The organism is Micromonospora sp. KC207, from assembly GCF_004348615.1.
Lineage (GTDB): Bacteria > Actinomycetota > Actinomycetes > Mycobacteriales > Micromonosporaceae > Micromonospora.
Map to the genome: position 1 here is coordinate 1 of NZ_SMKJ01000162.1, position 15884 is coordinate 15884.

General features: G+C 71.6%; 10 protein-coding genes. 7 read left to right on the plus strand and 3 right to left on the minus strand.

Going from position 1 to position 15884, the window contains the following annotated elements; all coding sequences use genetic code 11:
• On the plus strand, window positions 1–2263 hold a 2263-nt coding region (locus E1258_RS19935), incomplete at its 5' end, for an SDR family NAD(P)-dependent oxidoreductase (protein WP_207919634.1).
• A gap of 71 nt (window positions 2264–2334) precedes the next feature.
• On the opposite strand, the gene E1258_RS19940 is transcribed toward E1258_RS19935, so the two are convergent.
• Window positions 2335–5010: an AAA family ATPase gene (locus E1258_RS19940; protein WP_132403485.1), complete on the minus strand. Its 2676-nt coding sequence runs from the start codon at window positions 5008–5010 to the stop codon at window positions 2335–2337.
• A 505-nt stretch (window positions 5011–5515) separates the two neighbouring features.
• On the opposite strand from E1258_RS19940, the gene E1258_RS19945 reads away from it, so the two are divergent.
• Complete coding sequence (locus E1258_RS19945; protein WP_132403488.1) at window positions 5516–6373, plus strand: VCBS repeat-containing protein; 858 nt, start codon at window positions 5516–5518, stop codon at window positions 6371–6373.
• On the opposite strand, the gene E1258_RS19950 is transcribed toward E1258_RS19945, so the two are convergent.
• Window positions 6374–7789, minus strand: coding sequence for a cell wall metabolism sensor histidine kinase WalK (locus E1258_RS19950; protein WP_132403491.1), 1416 nt, complete (start codon window positions 7787–7789; stop codon window positions 6374–6376).
• 5 nt (window positions 7790–7794) lie between these two features.
• Entirely contained in the window at window positions 7795–8538 is a 744-nt protein-coding gene (locus E1258_RS19955; RefSeq protein WP_243715579.1) for a response regulator transcription factor, read from the minus strand.
• Window positions 8539–8906: 368 nt separating this feature from the next.
• Here E1258_RS19955 and E1258_RS19960 point away from each other — a divergent pair, with 368 nt between their 5' ends.
• The 5 genes from E1258_RS19960 to E1258_RS19980 all read left to right on the plus strand — a co-directional run.
• Window positions 8907–11114 (plus strand): MMPL family transporter, encoded by a 2208-nt coding sequence (locus E1258_RS19960; protein WP_165949847.1) that lies wholly within the window; start codon window positions 8907–8909, stop codon window positions 11112–11114.
• The gene (locus tag E1258_RS19965; RefSeq protein ID WP_132403500.1) at window positions 11111–12043 is read left to right on the plus strand and encodes an ATP-binding cassette domain-containing protein; all 933 of its coding nucleotides are present in this window, start codon (window positions 11111–11113) and stop codon (window positions 12041–12043) included. The genes E1258_RS19960 and E1258_RS19965 overlap by 4 nt, the downstream gene beginning before the upstream one ends.
• Window positions 12040–12843, plus strand: a complete 804-nt coding sequence (locus E1258_RS19970) for an ABC transporter permease subunit (protein WP_132403503.1) — start codon at window positions 12040–12042, stop codon at window positions 12841–12843. Before E1258_RS19965 ends, E1258_RS19970 begins: the two co-directional genes overlap by 4 nt.
• Window position 12844: 1 nt before the next feature.
• Entirely contained in the window at window positions 12845–14191 is a 1347-nt protein-coding gene (locus tag E1258_RS19975; RefSeq protein ID WP_132403506.1) for a streptophobe family protein, read from the plus strand.
• Window positions 14192–14386: 195 nt separating this feature from the next.
• Window positions 14387–15884: beta-ketoacyl synthase N-terminal-like domain-containing protein (locus E1258_RS19980; RefSeq protein WP_207919635.1), on the plus strand; the 1498-nt coding region annotated here is incomplete at its 3' end.

A 15884-nucleotide genomic window follows, 5' to 3' on the forward strand; every position in this document is an offset into this window, starting at 1 on the left:
GGTGGCGGGGGCGCGCCGGGATCGGGATGAGGCGGTCACGTTGGTGACGGCGGTCGCTCAGCTGTTCGTGGCGGGGACTGCGGTGGCCTGGGATCGGCTGACTCCGCCGCCGGCGCCTGACGCGGCCGAGCTTGTGCCCACCTACCCGTTCCAACGGGAACGCTACTGGATCGAACTGCCGGCCCAGACCCGGCGCGACCCCGTGGACGAGGAGTTCTGGGCCGCAGTGGATCGCGGCGATCTGGGTGAACTCGCCGCGGTGGTCGGGGACGAACCGGCGTCCGTACTGGAAGCGGCCCTTCCTGCCTTGTCACAGTGGCGGCAGCGGACCCTGGAACAGTCCCGTACCGACTCCTGGCGTTACCGCATCCACTGGCTGCCGGCGCCGGATCGGCCCGGTGCCCGGCTCCCCGGCACCTGGCTGGTGGTCCGCCCGCAGACGCCGGTCGACGTGCTGCCGGACCTGGCGGAGCGGACGGTCGAGCTGAGCGTGGACGCCGCGACGGCCGACCGGACCACGATCGCGGAACAGTTGGCCGGAGTGGGGGACGACGTCGCCGGGGTGATCTCGTACCTCGCGCTGGACGACTCGCCGCACCCGGACCATCCCGCGATGACCACCGGACTGGCCGCTACCGTCGCCCTCGTCCAGGCCCTGGGTGACGCCGGCGTGCCTGCGCCGCTGTGGTGCTTCACCCGGTCGGCGGTGTCCACCGGCCCGGCGGACCGTCTGTGCAGCCCCACCCAGGCCCAGGTCTGGGGCCTGGGCCGGGTGGTCGCACTGGAACACCCGGAGCGCTGGGGTGGCCTGGTGGACCTTCCGGTCGAGATCGACGCCCGTACCCCCGACCGGGTGCGGGCCGCCATCCGCGAGGGCGGGGAGGACCAGCTCGCGGTACGCGAGACCGGCACCTACGTCCGCCGTCTCGGCCGTATCGCCGGTGGTGCCCCGGTCAGACCGTGGCGGCCTCGCGGCACCGTGCTGGTCACCGGCGGAACCGGTGCGCTCGGCAGGCAGGTGGCCCGCAAGCTGGCCGCCGAGGGCGCCGAGCGGCTCGTCCTGACCAGCCGTCAGGGCAGCGCCGCGCCGGGCGCGGAGGAACTGGCGGCGGAGCTCGCCGCACAGGGCGTGACGGTCACGATCGCGGCCTGCGACGTGGCCGACCGCGTGGCGCTCTCCGATCTGATCGGGGAACACTCGCCGACCGCGGTGGTGCACACCGCCGGGGTCGGCCGCTACACCGCGCTGGCGGACACCACCCTGGACGACTTCGCGGCGGTGATCACCGGCAAGGTGCAGGGCGCGGCGAATCTCGATGTGCTGCTCACCGGCCCCGACCTGGAAGCGCTGGTGCTGTTCTCCTCGGTAGCCGGAGTGTGGGGCAGCGGCGGGCAGGGCGCCTACGCGGCGGCCAACGCCTACCTGGATGCGCTGGCCGAGCAGTGGCGGGCCGACGGGCGGCCGGCCGTCTCGATCGGGTGGGGGCCATGGGACGGCGGCGGTATGGCCGACGGTTCCACCGGGGAGCACTTGCGCCGGCAGGGTCTGCGGCCGATGGCGGTGGACCCGGCGGTCGCCGCGATGGCCCGGGCAGTGACGGAGGGCGTACCCGCGGTGGCGGTGGCCGACGTCGACTGGGAGCGGTTCGCGCCGACGTTCACCCTGCGTCGCCGCAGCGCGCTGCTCGGCGATCTGCCGGAGGTGACCGCTCTCGGCGCGCCGGGCCCGGAACCAGCGGCCGACACGGTGCCGCTGCTGGCGGAACTGGCCGGCCGCTCCCCGTCGGAGCAGGACCGGGAGCTGTTGCGGGTGATTCGGACCGAGGTCGCCGAAGTGCTCGGCCACGCCTCGCCGGATGCGGTGGACCAGTCTCAGGCGTTCCGGGACGCCGGCTTCGACTCGCTCACCGCGATCGAGCTGCGCAACCGGCTCGGCGCTGTGCTGGGCACGTCGCTGCCGGCGACGGTCGTGTTCGACCACCCGACGCCGCGCGATCTCGCCGGGTTCCTGCGCGGCCTGCTGCCGGGCGCGGAGAGCGCGGGTGAGCAGGCGTACACCGAACTGGAGCGCGTGGCCGCACTGCTGGCCGGATCCGATCCGGACAATGTTACGCGGGCCCGGATCACCATGCGCCTGAAGGCCATGCTGGCCGGCCTCACCGAGACGGTTCCGAAGCCGGACGCGGAGCCCGCCGCAGGTCCGGACCTCGGCACCGACCAGGAAATCTTCGATTTCATCAACAACGAGCTCGGTCGATCCTGACCCGGCGGCACGACGGACGGTGAAGGCCGGTCCCGTACGAACGGGACCGGCCTTCGCGGTGCTCCCCGTGCTCAGTCGGCGGAGAAGCCGGGCTGCAGGCCGAGCGGCAGATCGCTGCGGCGGCTCACCTTGAGCTTGCGGTAGCTGCGCGTCAGGTGCTGCTCCACGGTGCTGATGGTGATGTGCAGCTTGCGGGCGATCTGTCGGTTCGTGTGCCCCTGCACCGCGAGGGCGGCGACCCGGCGTTCCGCGTCGCTGAGCGGCGGTGTGGCCTCGTCGCCGGTGCCGGGACCGGTGGACTGGCCACCGGACGGGACTGGAACGCTTGGCTGCAACGCCTCGCTGAGCGCTCGGGCGTTGCACTGGTCGGCCAGATGCAGCGCCCGCCGCATGGCCAGCCGGCCCCGGCTGCCGTCGCCGAGCGCGTACTGCACGCGACTGAGATCGGCCAGCGTGTGGGCCAGCTCCAGCTGGTCGCCGGCTGCCTGCAACAGCTCCACGGCTTCGCTGAGCAGCCGATGCCGGGGCCACAGCTCGCGGGTCACGGCCAGCGCCCGCAGGGCCGCGCCGCGACTGCGCCGGTACTCCGTGGCGAGGTCGCGTAGTTGCCGCTGGGTCAACTCGGCGGCCTTGTCGGTCTTGCCGAGCGCGAGCAGCGCCCAGGCGGCGCCGTCGCGCCAGGCGACCAGGGCGGGTGCGGTCATGTTCCAGCGGGCCATCAGTTCGCCGCAGGCCTGGAAGTCTGCGAGCGCCGCGTGCGGCAGTTCCACGGCCAGCGCATAGCGGCCGCGGGCATGCAGGAAGTGCAGGTCGAACGTGCTCTGGGCGCCGGGCTCGGGCAGGATGTGCTCGAGTTCGACCGTGGCCTGCTCGTAGGCGCCCATGGCGGTTGCGGAGCGTAGCAGGATCGAACGGGGCAGCCCGGCCGCGGCGGCCCAGCCGCGCGGTGTGATGCACTGCAAGGCGGATCGGCCGAGTCGCTGCGCCTCGGGCAGATCGCCGAGTCGCAGCGCGGCCTCCGCGCGGATCGCGGTCAGCACCGCCCGCCAGGTCGGCGCCAGCCGGTCCAGGTCGGCCTCGGCGAGGTCGGCGTGCCAGGTGAGCACCCGGTTCGGGCGATCGGCGTAGACCATGTGCAGCAGAGCCATGGTGGTCGCTTCCATCGCGTCATCGTCCGGCTGGAGCCGGTCCAGGGCCCGCTCGGCAGGGGCCGTGCCGGCGTCCGGTGGAGGGGGCAGCATGACGGACAGGGTCGGATGCCAGTTGATCAGCCATGCGCGTGACCGGCTGAGCTCGGCGACTGCCCCCCCGACCGATCGCAGTGCGACCCGGGCGTCGTCGACCTGCCCGAACCAGAGCAGCAGCTTGGCCGCGATGATCGCGTAGCGGGCGGTCAGCCGGCCGGTCCGGACCGTCGCGATGAGCTCGGGCAGCCGGGCCCAGGCGCCGGCCGGGCTGATCCGCCACTCGGCCCGGGTGCGCAGGACGGTGAGCCGGGCCCGCTCGAGGTCGTCGGTGCTGCCGCGTAAGGCCAGTTGCAGGCAGCTGACCGCGAACTCGGGCCGCCCGTCCAGCACGGTCTGTGTGGCCGCCTGTTCCAGCAGGGCAACGGCCCACGGTTCGTCGTGGTGACCGGCGGCCACCAGGTGGCGGGCGACGGCATCGGCGGACGCGTCCGACGCGTGCAGCCAGAGGGCGGCGCGCCGGTGGATGTCCGCGCGGATGGCGGGGGCGATGTCGTCGAGCACCGCGGCGCGGGCGGCCGGATGCCGGAAACCGCCGCGGTCCAGCACGCCGGCCGCGGTCAGGGCGGCCAGTGAGCGGGCGACGGCTGCGGCGTCCAGGCCGAGCAGATGCCCGAGTAGCGCCTGCTGGGGTGTGGTGGGGGAGCCTGCCACCTCGTCGAGTAGGGCGAAGACGTGTGCGGTGGCCAGCATCGCGGGCGTGGTCCGGTGCAGGCAGCGCAGCACGCCCCGGCCGTAGGCCGTGCCCACGTGCAGTGTGTCGTCGCCGGCGGCCCGGGTGTCCAGCGTGTCGTCGGCCAGCGCGTGTACCAGCAGCGGGTTGCCGCCGGTGAGTCGGTGCGCCTGGGCGACCACGGCGGCATCGGCCGGGTGGCCCAGGCGCGCGGCGAGCATGGCGGCGATACCGCCGTGGGTGAGTGGTGGAAGATTGATGCGGCGGCCGTACGGCGGTGCGGACAGCTCGGCCGCGAGTGGGCGTGTCCACGCCGGGCCCTCGGCGAGGAGGATCAGCATCCGGGCCGCTCGCAGCTGCGCGGCCAGCGACAGTAGACAGTGCACGGACGCGACGTCCGCGTACTGCACGTCGTCGACGCAGATCACCACGGCCCGTTCCCGTGCGGGCTCCAGCAGGGCCGCACAGAGGAGGTCGATCACCCGGCCGGCCGGGTGAACGGTGCTTTCGCCGCTGCCGGCACGCGCCGGGGTGAGGGCGTCGTCCTCGAGCAGCCGGGCCAGTTCACCGGTGGCCGAGGGGGCGTTGGCGGCCTGTTGGAAGAGTTGCCGGACGATACCCAGATGGAGGGTGAGCTCGGCACGGGATCCAGCCGCTGTCAGCACGAGCGCGCCGGCGCGGTGCGCCTCGTCGGCGATGCGATGGAGCAGTTCGGTCTTCCCGGTTCCGGCGTCTCCGCCGATGGTGATGATCTGCCCGTTGCCGTTCGCGGCCTCGCGGATCGCATCCAGAAGAATTGTTACGTGTTCATTTCGTTCGACAATCGTCATTGACGGACATTCCCCCGAAGAATTGTCTCGTACGATTTCGGACGGCTTGAAAATTTGTCAACGACCCCTTTTCTGTTTCCTTTCGTCGGGCCGTGGAGGCTTACCTCGGTCGGGAAGGTGCCGGTAATTGTTAAGAGACGGCATGCCCGTTCGTAACGGAATTGGACCTGCTCCGTGACGCTCAGCCATCATGGCATGCCGTTCATAGTAGCGCAACGTAATCGTAAAAAGTTACCTTGATCCGCGAATCGCCCAAATCGGCACCCTGCCGACCGTGGGCCTATCTGCCGACCGAATCAGTTCCGCCGTCCGCATCTTGGTATTCAGGTAGCGTGCGGCAAGGTACGGCGTCCGTATTCCAGCGCGCCCCAGGCGGCGCTCGTGGCACGTCGGGCGGCGAGGGTCCCTTCGTGCATTGCGGGGTCGGTAGGGGTGGGCGATCGCCAGTGCGGTGCCTTATCCATGAGGAGTCATGGCTGGCGGGTGCACAGCATTGGAGAGCTGAATGAGGATCTACGCGGGCAACTGTGGATCGTTCAACGGCGACGGGCGCCGGGACGTGCTGGCCCGCGACCCGGCCAGGGGGGACCTGGTGGTCTTCCCGCACAGCGGGCAGCTCGCTGGGACGGACACCTTTGGCGCTCCGGTGCTGATCCGCACCGGTATGGACATGTACCACCGGTGGATCGGGGCCGGGGACTTCACCGGGGACGGCCGCGCCGACGTGCTCGTCAACACCGGCGACGACCAGGTACGCGTCTACCTCAACCAGGGCGGGCTGGACGGGCTGCACACGCTCGCCGAGGAGGGCATCCACATCGGCGGCAAACTGTCGCCGGACATCTCCTACGACACCATCGCGCTCGCCGACATCACCGGCGACGGCCGTACCGACTGCTTCGGCCGACTGGAGGGCACCAACGAGGTGCACACCATGATCAACCAGGGGCTCGACGGGCTGAACACCTTCGCGCCGCCGAAACACCTGGCCACCATCGGCGACGGCGAGGTGCCGTTCGGCATCGCCGACGTGACCGGCGACGGGCACCCCGACCTGCTGGTAGAAGCCTCCGACGACGAACTCGTCATCTACCACCTGTTCGCCGAGGGCGCCGACGCCGACGGCAACCCGGTGGGGCCGCCGCGCCGGCACGTGCTCTCCCGGGGCTGGGCCGGGATGCTGACCATCACCCTCACCGACCTCACCGGCGACGGGCACCCCGACCTGCTCGGCCTGGCGCCGGACGGCACCCTGTTCGCGTTCGCGCACCGGGGCGGGTTCGATCCGGCCCGGCCGCTCGACACCTACGCCGCGCCGGTGGTCGTCGGCACCGGCTTCGACGAGTACAACATGATCGGCTGATCAGCCCTGTTCGTCGCAGGGGATCCGGACGGTGAAGACGGTGCCCTCACCCGGCACCGAGGTCACCTCGGCCGTACCGCCGTGCGCCTCGGCGATCGCCGCGACGATGGCCAGGCCGATGCCGGAGCCCTCCCGCTGCCGGCCCCGGGAGGTCGCGCTGCGGTAGAAGCGCTCGAAGACCCGCCGGCTGTCCTCCTCGGTGAGACCCGGCCCGTCGTCGGCCACCTCGATCACCGCCACACCGTCGGAGGTGGAGAGCCGGACCTCGGCGGCGGTCCCCGGCGGGGTGTGTCGTCGTACGTTGGACAACAGGTTGGCCAGCAGCTGCCGCAAGCGCAGTTCGTCGCCGGACATCACGATCGAGCCCGGCGCCTGCACGCTCAGCGGGCGGTCGGGATCGATGGCCCGGGCGTCGGCCACCGCCTCGGTGGCCAGATGCGTCAGGTCCACCTGTGCCCGGTCCAACGGCCGCCCCTCGTCCAGCTTGGCCAGCACCAGCAGTTCGTTGACCAGCTGGCCCATCCGGGTCGCCTCGGACTCGATGCGCCGCATCGCGACCTCGAGGTCGGCCGGCCGCGCGCCGGCGCCGTGGCGGAACAGTTCGGCGTAGCCGCGGATGGTGGCCACCGGTGTGTTGAGCTCGTGTGACGCGTCGGCGACGAACCGGCGCAGGCGCTCTTCCGACGTCTGTCGTTCCTGGAAGGCGGTCTGGATCTGCACCAGCATCGCGTTGAGGGCCGTGCTGAGCCGCCCGATCTCGGTGTTGGGCCGGGCCGGGCTTACGCGGAGGTCCAGGCGCCCGGCGCCGATTTCCCCGGCTGTCCTGGCGATCCGGTCCAGGGGCCGGGTGCCCAGACCGATCACCCACCAGGCGATCACCACGATTGCGACCAGGATGACCACGGTCGCGGCCACCTCCGTCCGGATGAGCTGACGGTTCACCGTGTCGTAGTCGGTGAGTGGAAGGCCGACCTGCAGGATCGCCCGGCGGTCGGGCAGCCAGCCGGACCGCACCCGCCACTGCTTCGGCTGCTGATCGGCCAGGGTGACGGTGGTGTACACCCCACCGTCCGGATTGCCCGAGCTGGGAGCCTCCGGCTGTAGCTGGATCGTGGGCGTCTGCCCGACCGGGCTCTGCAGGTCGAGCATGGGAGTGCCGTCCGGGGAGAGGACCCGCAGGAGCACGAAAGGCTGGCCGCCCGCGCTGGCGAGCCGGCCGTTGCCCAAGTCGGACGGGCCCAGCCCGCCGCCGTCGCCCATCTGCGCCCCGACTATCGCGCTGAGCTGATCGAGCTGGGTGTCGGTGCGGGAGACCAGGAAGTATCGCAGCGCCGCCAGCGTGGCGAGCGCCGCCACGCTCATCCCGACCGCCAGCAGCACGGCGACCAGGGCAACCAGCCGGACCCGCAGGCTCACGCCGCTCACGCGGACGGCAGCCGCAGCGTGTAGCCGACCCGGGGAATGGTCTGGATCAGCGGCGGATCGAACTGGTCGATCTTGCGGCGGAGGTAGCTGATGTACGTCGAGACCACCCCGTGGTTGCCGCCGAAGTCGTACTCCCACACCTGGTCGACGATCTGCTGCTTGGACACCACCCGCCCGGCGTTCTGCACCAGGTAGCGCAGCAGGTTGAACTCGGTCGGACTCAGGTCGATGACGACGTTCTGCCGGCGCACCTCGTGTGCCTCCTCGTCGATCACCAGGTCCGCGTAGCGCAGGCCGCCGCTCTCTCCCGGTGCCGGCGGGGGCGCGGTCAGCTGGAACCGGCGCAGGACCGCCCGGGCTCGGGCGATCAGCTCGTCTAGGCTGAACGGCTTGGTCAGGTAGTCGTCGCCGCCGACGCTCAGGCCCTCGACCTTCTCGGCGACCGTCCGCCGCGCGGTCAGGAAGATCACCGGGGCGAGCACGTGGTTCTCCCGCAGCCGCCGGCACAGGTCGATGCCGGAGCCGTCGGGCAGCAGCACGTCCAGGATGATCAGATCGGGCCGCTCCCGGGCGACGGCGACCTCGGCCTGCGCGCAGTCCCCGGCCGTCGTGGCCGCGAAGCCCGCATAGCGCAGCGCGGACGCGACCAGATCGGCCAGGAAGAGCTCGTCGTCGACGACCAGGATCCGTGGGGCGTCGGTGGTCGCGGAGCCGTCGGCCGTCCTATCCGGCGTTACCACAAATCGTCCCCTCCGGGTGGTTCGTCGCTCACGGTGCTGCGGCCCATTCTGCCCGTTGCGCGCCGCCCCGGGGATGCGGCGCGTTCCCCGTTCGCTGAGAAAACCTTGTGAAGACCTCAGGTGCCCACGGGCAGGGGTACGAGCAGGTCGGACGTACCGACGAAATGGCCGATCCGGACGGGGAGCGGGCAGGTCGTCCACCGGTGGACGGGCGCGTAGCCGGATCGCCCGGTAACCCGCCGCCCGGCTCCGATCTCTCACAGAACTCGAAAGGCCATCACACGGTCGCCTCAACTCGGCGTGATCGACTGGCTCACGCACCGGCATGCGACGAATGCCGGCCGAAAGGGTCGAGAGGGCGGGGATCGATGTACGGGACGCTGGCACGAGGGGTGGTACGCCACCCATGGTGGACGATCGGTGCCTGGCTGGTCGTCGCGGCCGTCGTCGGGTTCTTCGGGCCCGGCCTGTCCGCCAGCTCAGACCAGGCCGAGTTCCTGCCGTCCCACTACGAATCGGTCCAGGCCAGCAAGGCGCAGGAGGCCGCGTTCGCCCAGAGCGGGGCCGGAAGCGCGGCGACCTTCGTGGTGCAACGCCGGGACGGTGGCGCGCTGACCGGTGCCGACCAGCAGCTCGTCGAACAGGCCGCCGGTCAGCTGCGTGACCGCGCGATCCCGCACGTCACCGAGGTGCAGGCCGGCAGGCAGACGGTGTCGGAGAACGGTCTCATCCAGCTCATCCAGGTCACCGTCGACGGTACGCAGAGCGACCCCGGCACCCAGGAGGCCGGCCGGGCGCTACGTGCCGCCATCGAGCCGATGTTCGCGAACACCGATCTGAAGGCGGGCATGACGGGCGACGTCGGCATCGTGATCGACGCAGAGGACGCCTTCGCCTCGGCCGAGCAGGTGATCGCCCTGGCGACGGTCGGCCTGATCATCGTGCTGCAGCTGCTCATCTTCCGCAGCCCGGTCGCCGCCCTGCTGCCGATGGTGACCATCGGCCTGCTGGTCTTCGTCTCGGTGAAGCTGATCGGCATCGCCCAGCGGATCTTCAGCCTGACCGCCGAGCAGTCGGTCACGGTCTGGGTGACCGTCGTGTTGTTCGGCGTCGGCACCGACTACATCCTCTTCCTGCTCTTCCGGTATCGGGAGCAGCTTCGCGGCGGGGACGACCCGCGTACGGCGCTGATCCACGCGACCGCCCGGGTGGCCAAGGTGATCACGTCGGCCGGCGCGGCGATCGTGATCGCCTTCAGCACCCTGGCGTTCTCCTCGTTCGGCTCGTTCAAGGCGCAGGGCCCGGCACTGGCCATCGCGGTCGTCGCCACGGTGGTCACCGCACTCACCCTGATCCCGGCGATCGTCTCGTTGCTCGGGCCGAAGGTGTTCTGGCCGTCCAAGAGCTGGCAGCGGCAGCCCCGGGCCCGGGCGTCGACCAAGCTCAGCGACCTGATCGTCGGCCGTGCCGGGGTTCTCGCTGCCGCCGCGGTCGTCGTCCTCGCGCTGCTGTCCCTGGGCGCGCTGCGTTTCCAGGCCAGCTACGACTACAACGCCGGCCTCCCGCAGGACACCGAGTCGGCGATCGCCCTGAAGGACCTGCAGCGCGGCTTCCCGGTCGGCGCCCTCAACCCGAGCTCCGCACTGCTGGTCAGCGACACCGGGCAGCCGCTGGAGGAGACGGCCGTCGACGCCTTCCGGTCGCGGCTCGCCAGCGTCGAGGGGGTCGGCCAGGCCGGGCCCGCCGCGTACAGCCCGGATCGCACCGTCGCCCGGATCAGCGTGCTGCTCGACCACGAATCCGGCAGCCCGGAGGCGGTCGACACGGTCGCCGACGTGCTGCGGCCGACCGCCCACGAGGCGGCCCCGGCCGGCACCCACGCCCTCGTGGGCGGCCCCACCGCGACCTTCGCCGACATCCGCAGCGCGGTGAACCGGGACTACTCGGTCGTCTTCCCGCTCGCCGCCGCGCTCACCGCGCTCGTCCTGCTCGCCCTGCTGCGCAGCATCGTCGCCGCGGTGCTGCTGATGGTCCTGGTCGGGCTCAGCTACCTGGCCACGCTCGGCACGTCGGTGCTGGTCATGCAGGAGGGGCTGGGCAAGGCCGGGATCATCTTCAACGTCCCGATCTTCATGTACCTGTTCGTGGTCGCGATCGGCACCGACTACAACATCCTGATGGTGGACCGGCTGCGCGACGAGACGCGCGAGGGCCACTCCCCGCGCGAGGCCGCGCGCCTGGCCATCCGGCACACCGGCCCCACCGCGGTGGCCGCAGCCGTCATCCTGGCCGGCACCTTCTCCTCGCTCCTGCTGGCCGGCGTCGCCCTGCTCGCCGAGATGGGCTTCGCGGTCGCGGCCGGCATCCTGATCTCCGCGCTGCTGGTGTCGTCGCTGCTGGTGCCGGCGCTCACGGTGCTGATGGGCCGCGGGTTCTGGTGGCCCGCGCGGCTCACCGCGGTGCAGCGTCCGCAGCCGGCGGCGGTGACCGACCCGGCCAGCCCACCCGAGCCGGTGGTCGGCGAACCGGTCGACGAGACCGCCGTGGGATCCGGGGACCTGGGGAACCGGCGATGATCGAACTCGCGCACCTGACGAAGCGGTACGGGGACCGCACCGTGGTCGACGACCTCAGCTTCTCCGTACGCCCCGGCGTGGTCACCGGCTTCCTCGGGCCGAACGGCGCCGGCAAGACCACCACGATGCGGATGATCCTCGGCCTGGCGACGCCCACCCGGGGCACCGTCACCACCAACGGTCGGCGGTACGACCGGCTGCCCGCCCCGATGCGCGAGGTGGGCGCCCTGTTGGACGCCCGGGCGGTGCACGGTTCCCGAACGGCGGCCGACCACCTGCTCTGCCTGGCGTACAGCAACGGCATCTCCCGCCGTCGCGTCGGCGAAGTGCTCGAACAGGTCGGCCTGGCGAAGGTCGCCAAGCGGCGGATCGGGGCGTTCTCGCTCGGCATGAGTCAGCGCCTCGGCATCGCCGCCGCGCTGCTCGGCGACCCTGCGGTGCTGATGTTCGACGAACCGGTCAACGGCCTCGACCCGGAGGGCGTGCTCTGGATCCGTAACCTGATGCGCGCCCTGGCTGCCGGCGGTCGTACTGTCCTGGTGTCCAGCCACCTGATGAGCGAGATGGCGCTCACCGCGGACCACCTGATCATCATCGGCCGTGGCCGGCTGATCGTGGACAAGCCGACCGAGACCTTCATGCGTTCCCAGGGCACCCAGAGCGTGCTGGTCCGCACACCGGACGCGGTCCGGTTCGCCCGCCAGCTGACCGAGGCGGGCGCGCACGTCGGCGCTGGATCCGACGGCGCGCTCGAGGTGACCGGGATGGACAGCCTCGCGATCGGCAACCTCGCCCGGGACGCCGGGGTGGCGCTGGCCGAGCTGACCCCACAACGAAACTCGCTGGAGGAGGCGTTCATGGAGTTGACCCGGGACAGCGTCGAGTACTCCGCCGCCCCCGACCGCACCGAACGGGACCTGATCGCGTGAGCACGGTGGATACGCCGCAGGCCAGCACGCTGTGGCACGCGATGCGGTCGGAATGGACCAAGATCCGTACTCTCCGCTCGGCCTGGTACACGCTGATCGCCGCCGTCGTGCTCGGCATCGGGCTGGGCTGGGTCATCACGTTCGCGGACGCGCGGGCGTACGTGGATTTCTCTGCCGAGGACCAGGCCGCCTGGGATCCGGCCGGCCGCAGCCTCTCCGGCGCGATCATGGCCCAGCTCGCCATCGGCCTGCTCGGCGCGCTGGTCCTGACCTCCGAGTACGCCACCGGCATGATCCGCACGAGCATGGCGGTGGTGCCTCGGCGCGGCCGGCTGCTCGCCGCCAAGACGGTGGTCTTCACCGGGATCGCGCTGATCGCCGGGGAGTTGATCGGATTCGTGTCGTTCTTCACCGGGCAGGCCATTCTGCGCGGGCAGAACGTCCCGTACGCCGATCTCGGCCAGCCACAGGTGCTGCGCGCCGTCATCGGATGCGGCCTCTACCTGGCCACCGTCGGCCTGCTCGGCGTGGCGGTCGGCGTGCTGGTCCGGGCCACGGCGGGTGCGATCGCGATCGTCACCGCGCTGACGTTCCTGCTGCCGGCGTTCATCCCGGCACTGCCCGAGTCGCTGGCGAGGTTCATGGGCACCTACTGGCCATCCATGGCGGCGCGGGAGCTGATGCTGGTGCATCACGAACCGGGCGTGCTGTCGCCGTGGAGCGGGTTCGGTCTGCTGCTGGGCAGCGTGGTCGTGGTGTTCGCCGCCGCGTACGTGGTCTTCCGGCGGCGAGACGCCTGAAATGGCCGCCGTCGAGGACACCGGCGCCCGGCAAGCCGCTCGCGGCGGACGTGTCCGTACCGTCGGGATTCCCTTCGCCCGCGGCATCGCGGCCGGGGCCGCCGCCGTCCTGGCGATGGCGGCGCTCAGCGCCGTCGCCCTCGCCTGTGCCGGGGCCGCCCGACTCGGCGACCTGCCGCCCATGGTGGCCACGGTGGTCGCGCTGGCGGCTGGCGGCCGGGCTGACGTCGCGCTTGCCAGCACCGGCAGGGGCGGCGCGCTCGGCGGCCTGGTCGGCTCGCTGGAGGTGATGCCACTCGGGATCACCCTTGCCGGGGTGGTCGTCCTCGCCGTGCTCCTGCTGCACGGCCATCGCGGTGCGAGCCCGCCAGGTCTGGCTGCCCGAGCCGCCGGCGCGGTGACGGGCTACCTCGCCCTGCTCGTCACCGTCGCCGGCCTCGGCCACGGCTCGCTGGGGCACCCCGCCACCACCGGGGCGCCGGCACCGGTCCTCAGGCCGGGAGCCGGCGGCGGTCCGGGCGGTGGACTGGGCGGCAACCGCAGCCTCGGCAACCTGATCGCCGACGGCCGCGTCCTTGAGTACCGCACCGACGTCGGCAGCACCGCACTGCACGGATGCCTGCTGGTACTCGCCGTCCTCCTGCTGTGCTGGCTGATCAGTCGGGTTGCACCCGGGCCGGTGCGGGACATGGTGCGTCCTGCGATGTCCGCCGTGGCGACGGTCCTGCTGACGGCCGGCACCCTGGTCGTCATCGCCGGGCTGCTCGCCGCAGCCGGGCGTGGCCTGGGTGCGAAGGGGCTGGCCGCCGCCCTGCTCGCCGGGCCGAACGCGGTCGTCATCGGCTGGAGCTCGGGACTCGGCGTCCCGTGGACCATCGACGCCACCGGTGTCTTCGGCGACCGGCTCCCCACCGGAACCGGGACCGTGCTGCCCGGCGGCGCCGGCAGCTGGCCGAAACCCCTGCTCGACCCCGCCACCATGGGCGACACCGCCGGCCTGGCGACGATCGTCCTCGCAGTGCTGCTCACCCTCGCGTGCGGCGTGTTGACGGCGGTGCGGACCGAACGGTCGGCACGGTCGGACACCCCGACCGTGCCGCGGGTCGTCCAGCCCGCGCTGTCGTTGGGTGTCGTGCTGGCCCTGAGCCTCGGGATCCTCGTGCTCGCCGCCGGCGCCACCAGCGGCATGGAGCTTCGCGTCCTCGCCTTCACCCTGCCCGCCGTCACCTTCGAGGTGGACGGAGGACTGTGGCGTGCCCTCCTCGGCGGCCTGCTCGGCGGTGCCGCGGCCGGGCTGGCCGGCACCGGCCTGGTGGCCGCGGCACGGCGGCTCCGGCGCGCTGGCTGATCCCAGCCTTCCCGCAGGGCCTCAGACGCATAAGCGCAGGTCAGCACCGTTGCATAAGGGCTGAACCGAGCGGTTAGGGGTGTCGGTGGCGCCCCTGACGGCCATAGCGTCCGATCACGGAGCGGAGTGGAGCTCCTGATCCCCGGTCACCCGCGACGGCGTCCGGAAAGCCCATCTCCAAGAGGGTGGCGATGCATGGCCAGCGAGGAAAGTCTTCGTGATTACCTCAAGTGGACCGCGACCGAGCTGCACCAGACCCGCCAGCGCCTGCAGGAGCTGGAGAGCGGACTGACCGCCCCGATCGCGATCGTCGGCATGAGCTGCCGCTACCCCGGCACCGATTCGCCGGAGTCGCTGTGGCGAATCGCCGCGGACGGCATCGACGCGATCGGTGACTTCCCCGCGGACCGCGGCTGGGACGTCGATCGACTCTACGACCCGGATCCCGACAGGCCCGGCACGTCGATCACCCGCTCCGGCGGGTTCCTGTACGACGCGTACGACTTCGACCCGGCCGTCTTCGGGATCAGCCCCCGGGAGGCGCTGGCCATGGACCCGCAGCAGCGACTGCTGCTGGAGGTGTCGTACGAGGCGGTCGAGCGCGCCGGGTTGAACCCGTCCACCCTGCGCGGCAGCAGTACCGGCGTGTTCGTCGGGGCGGGCGGCCAGGACTATCTCACCGGGCTGACCGGCATCGAAGGATTCGAGGGCCACGTGATGACCGGCAACGCCGGCAGCGTGCTCTCCGGCCGGGTGGCGTACACGCTGGGGTTGGAGGGGCCCGCGGTGACGGTGGACACGGCCTGTTCGTCGTCGCTGGTGGCGATTCACCTGGCGGCGCAGTCGCTGCGGTCGGGGGAGTGCTCGCTGGCCCTGGCCGGAGGTGTCGCCGTGATGGCCACTCCGTCCGTGTTCGTGGAGTTCAGTCGGCAGCGGGGGTTGGCGCCGGATGGTCGGTGCAAGGCGTTCGCGGCGGGGGCGGATGGCACGGCCTGGGGTGAGGGTGTCGGTGTCCTGTTGCTCGAGCGGCTGTCGGACGCGCAGCGCAACGGTCATCGGGTGTTGGCGGTGATCCGGGGCAGTGCGGTGAATCAGGATGGCGCGTCGAATGGTCTGACCGCGCCGAACGGCCCCTCGCAGGAGCGGGTGATCCGCCAGGCGCTCGCGAACGCACGCTTGTCGCCTTCGGATGTGGACGTGGTGGAGGCGCACGGCACGGGGACCCGGCTCGGCGATCCGATCGAGGCGCAGGCGTTGTTGGCCACGTATGGGCAGGAGCGGGGCTCGAACGAGCCTTTGTGGTTGGGGTCGCTGAAGTCGAATATCGGGCATACGCAGGCGGCTGCGGGTGTGGCGGGTGTGATCAAGATGGTGGAGGCGATGCGGCGTGGTGTTCTTCCGGCCACGTTGCATGTGGATGAGCCGTCGCCGCATGTGGATTGGTCGGCGGGTGCGGTGTCGTTGTTGACCGAGGCGCGGCAGTGGCCGCAGTCGGGTCGGCCGCGTCGTGCGGGGGTGTCGTCGTTTGGTATTTCGGGGACGAACGCGCACGTGATCGTGGAGCAGGGTCCGCCTGAGCTTGAGCCTGTGTCGGAGCCTGGGCCGGTGTCGGTGTCGGTGTCGGGGTCGTTGTCGGTGGTGCCGTGGGTGTTTTCGGCTCGTGGTGTGGGTGCGTTGGGGGTGTGGCGGGATC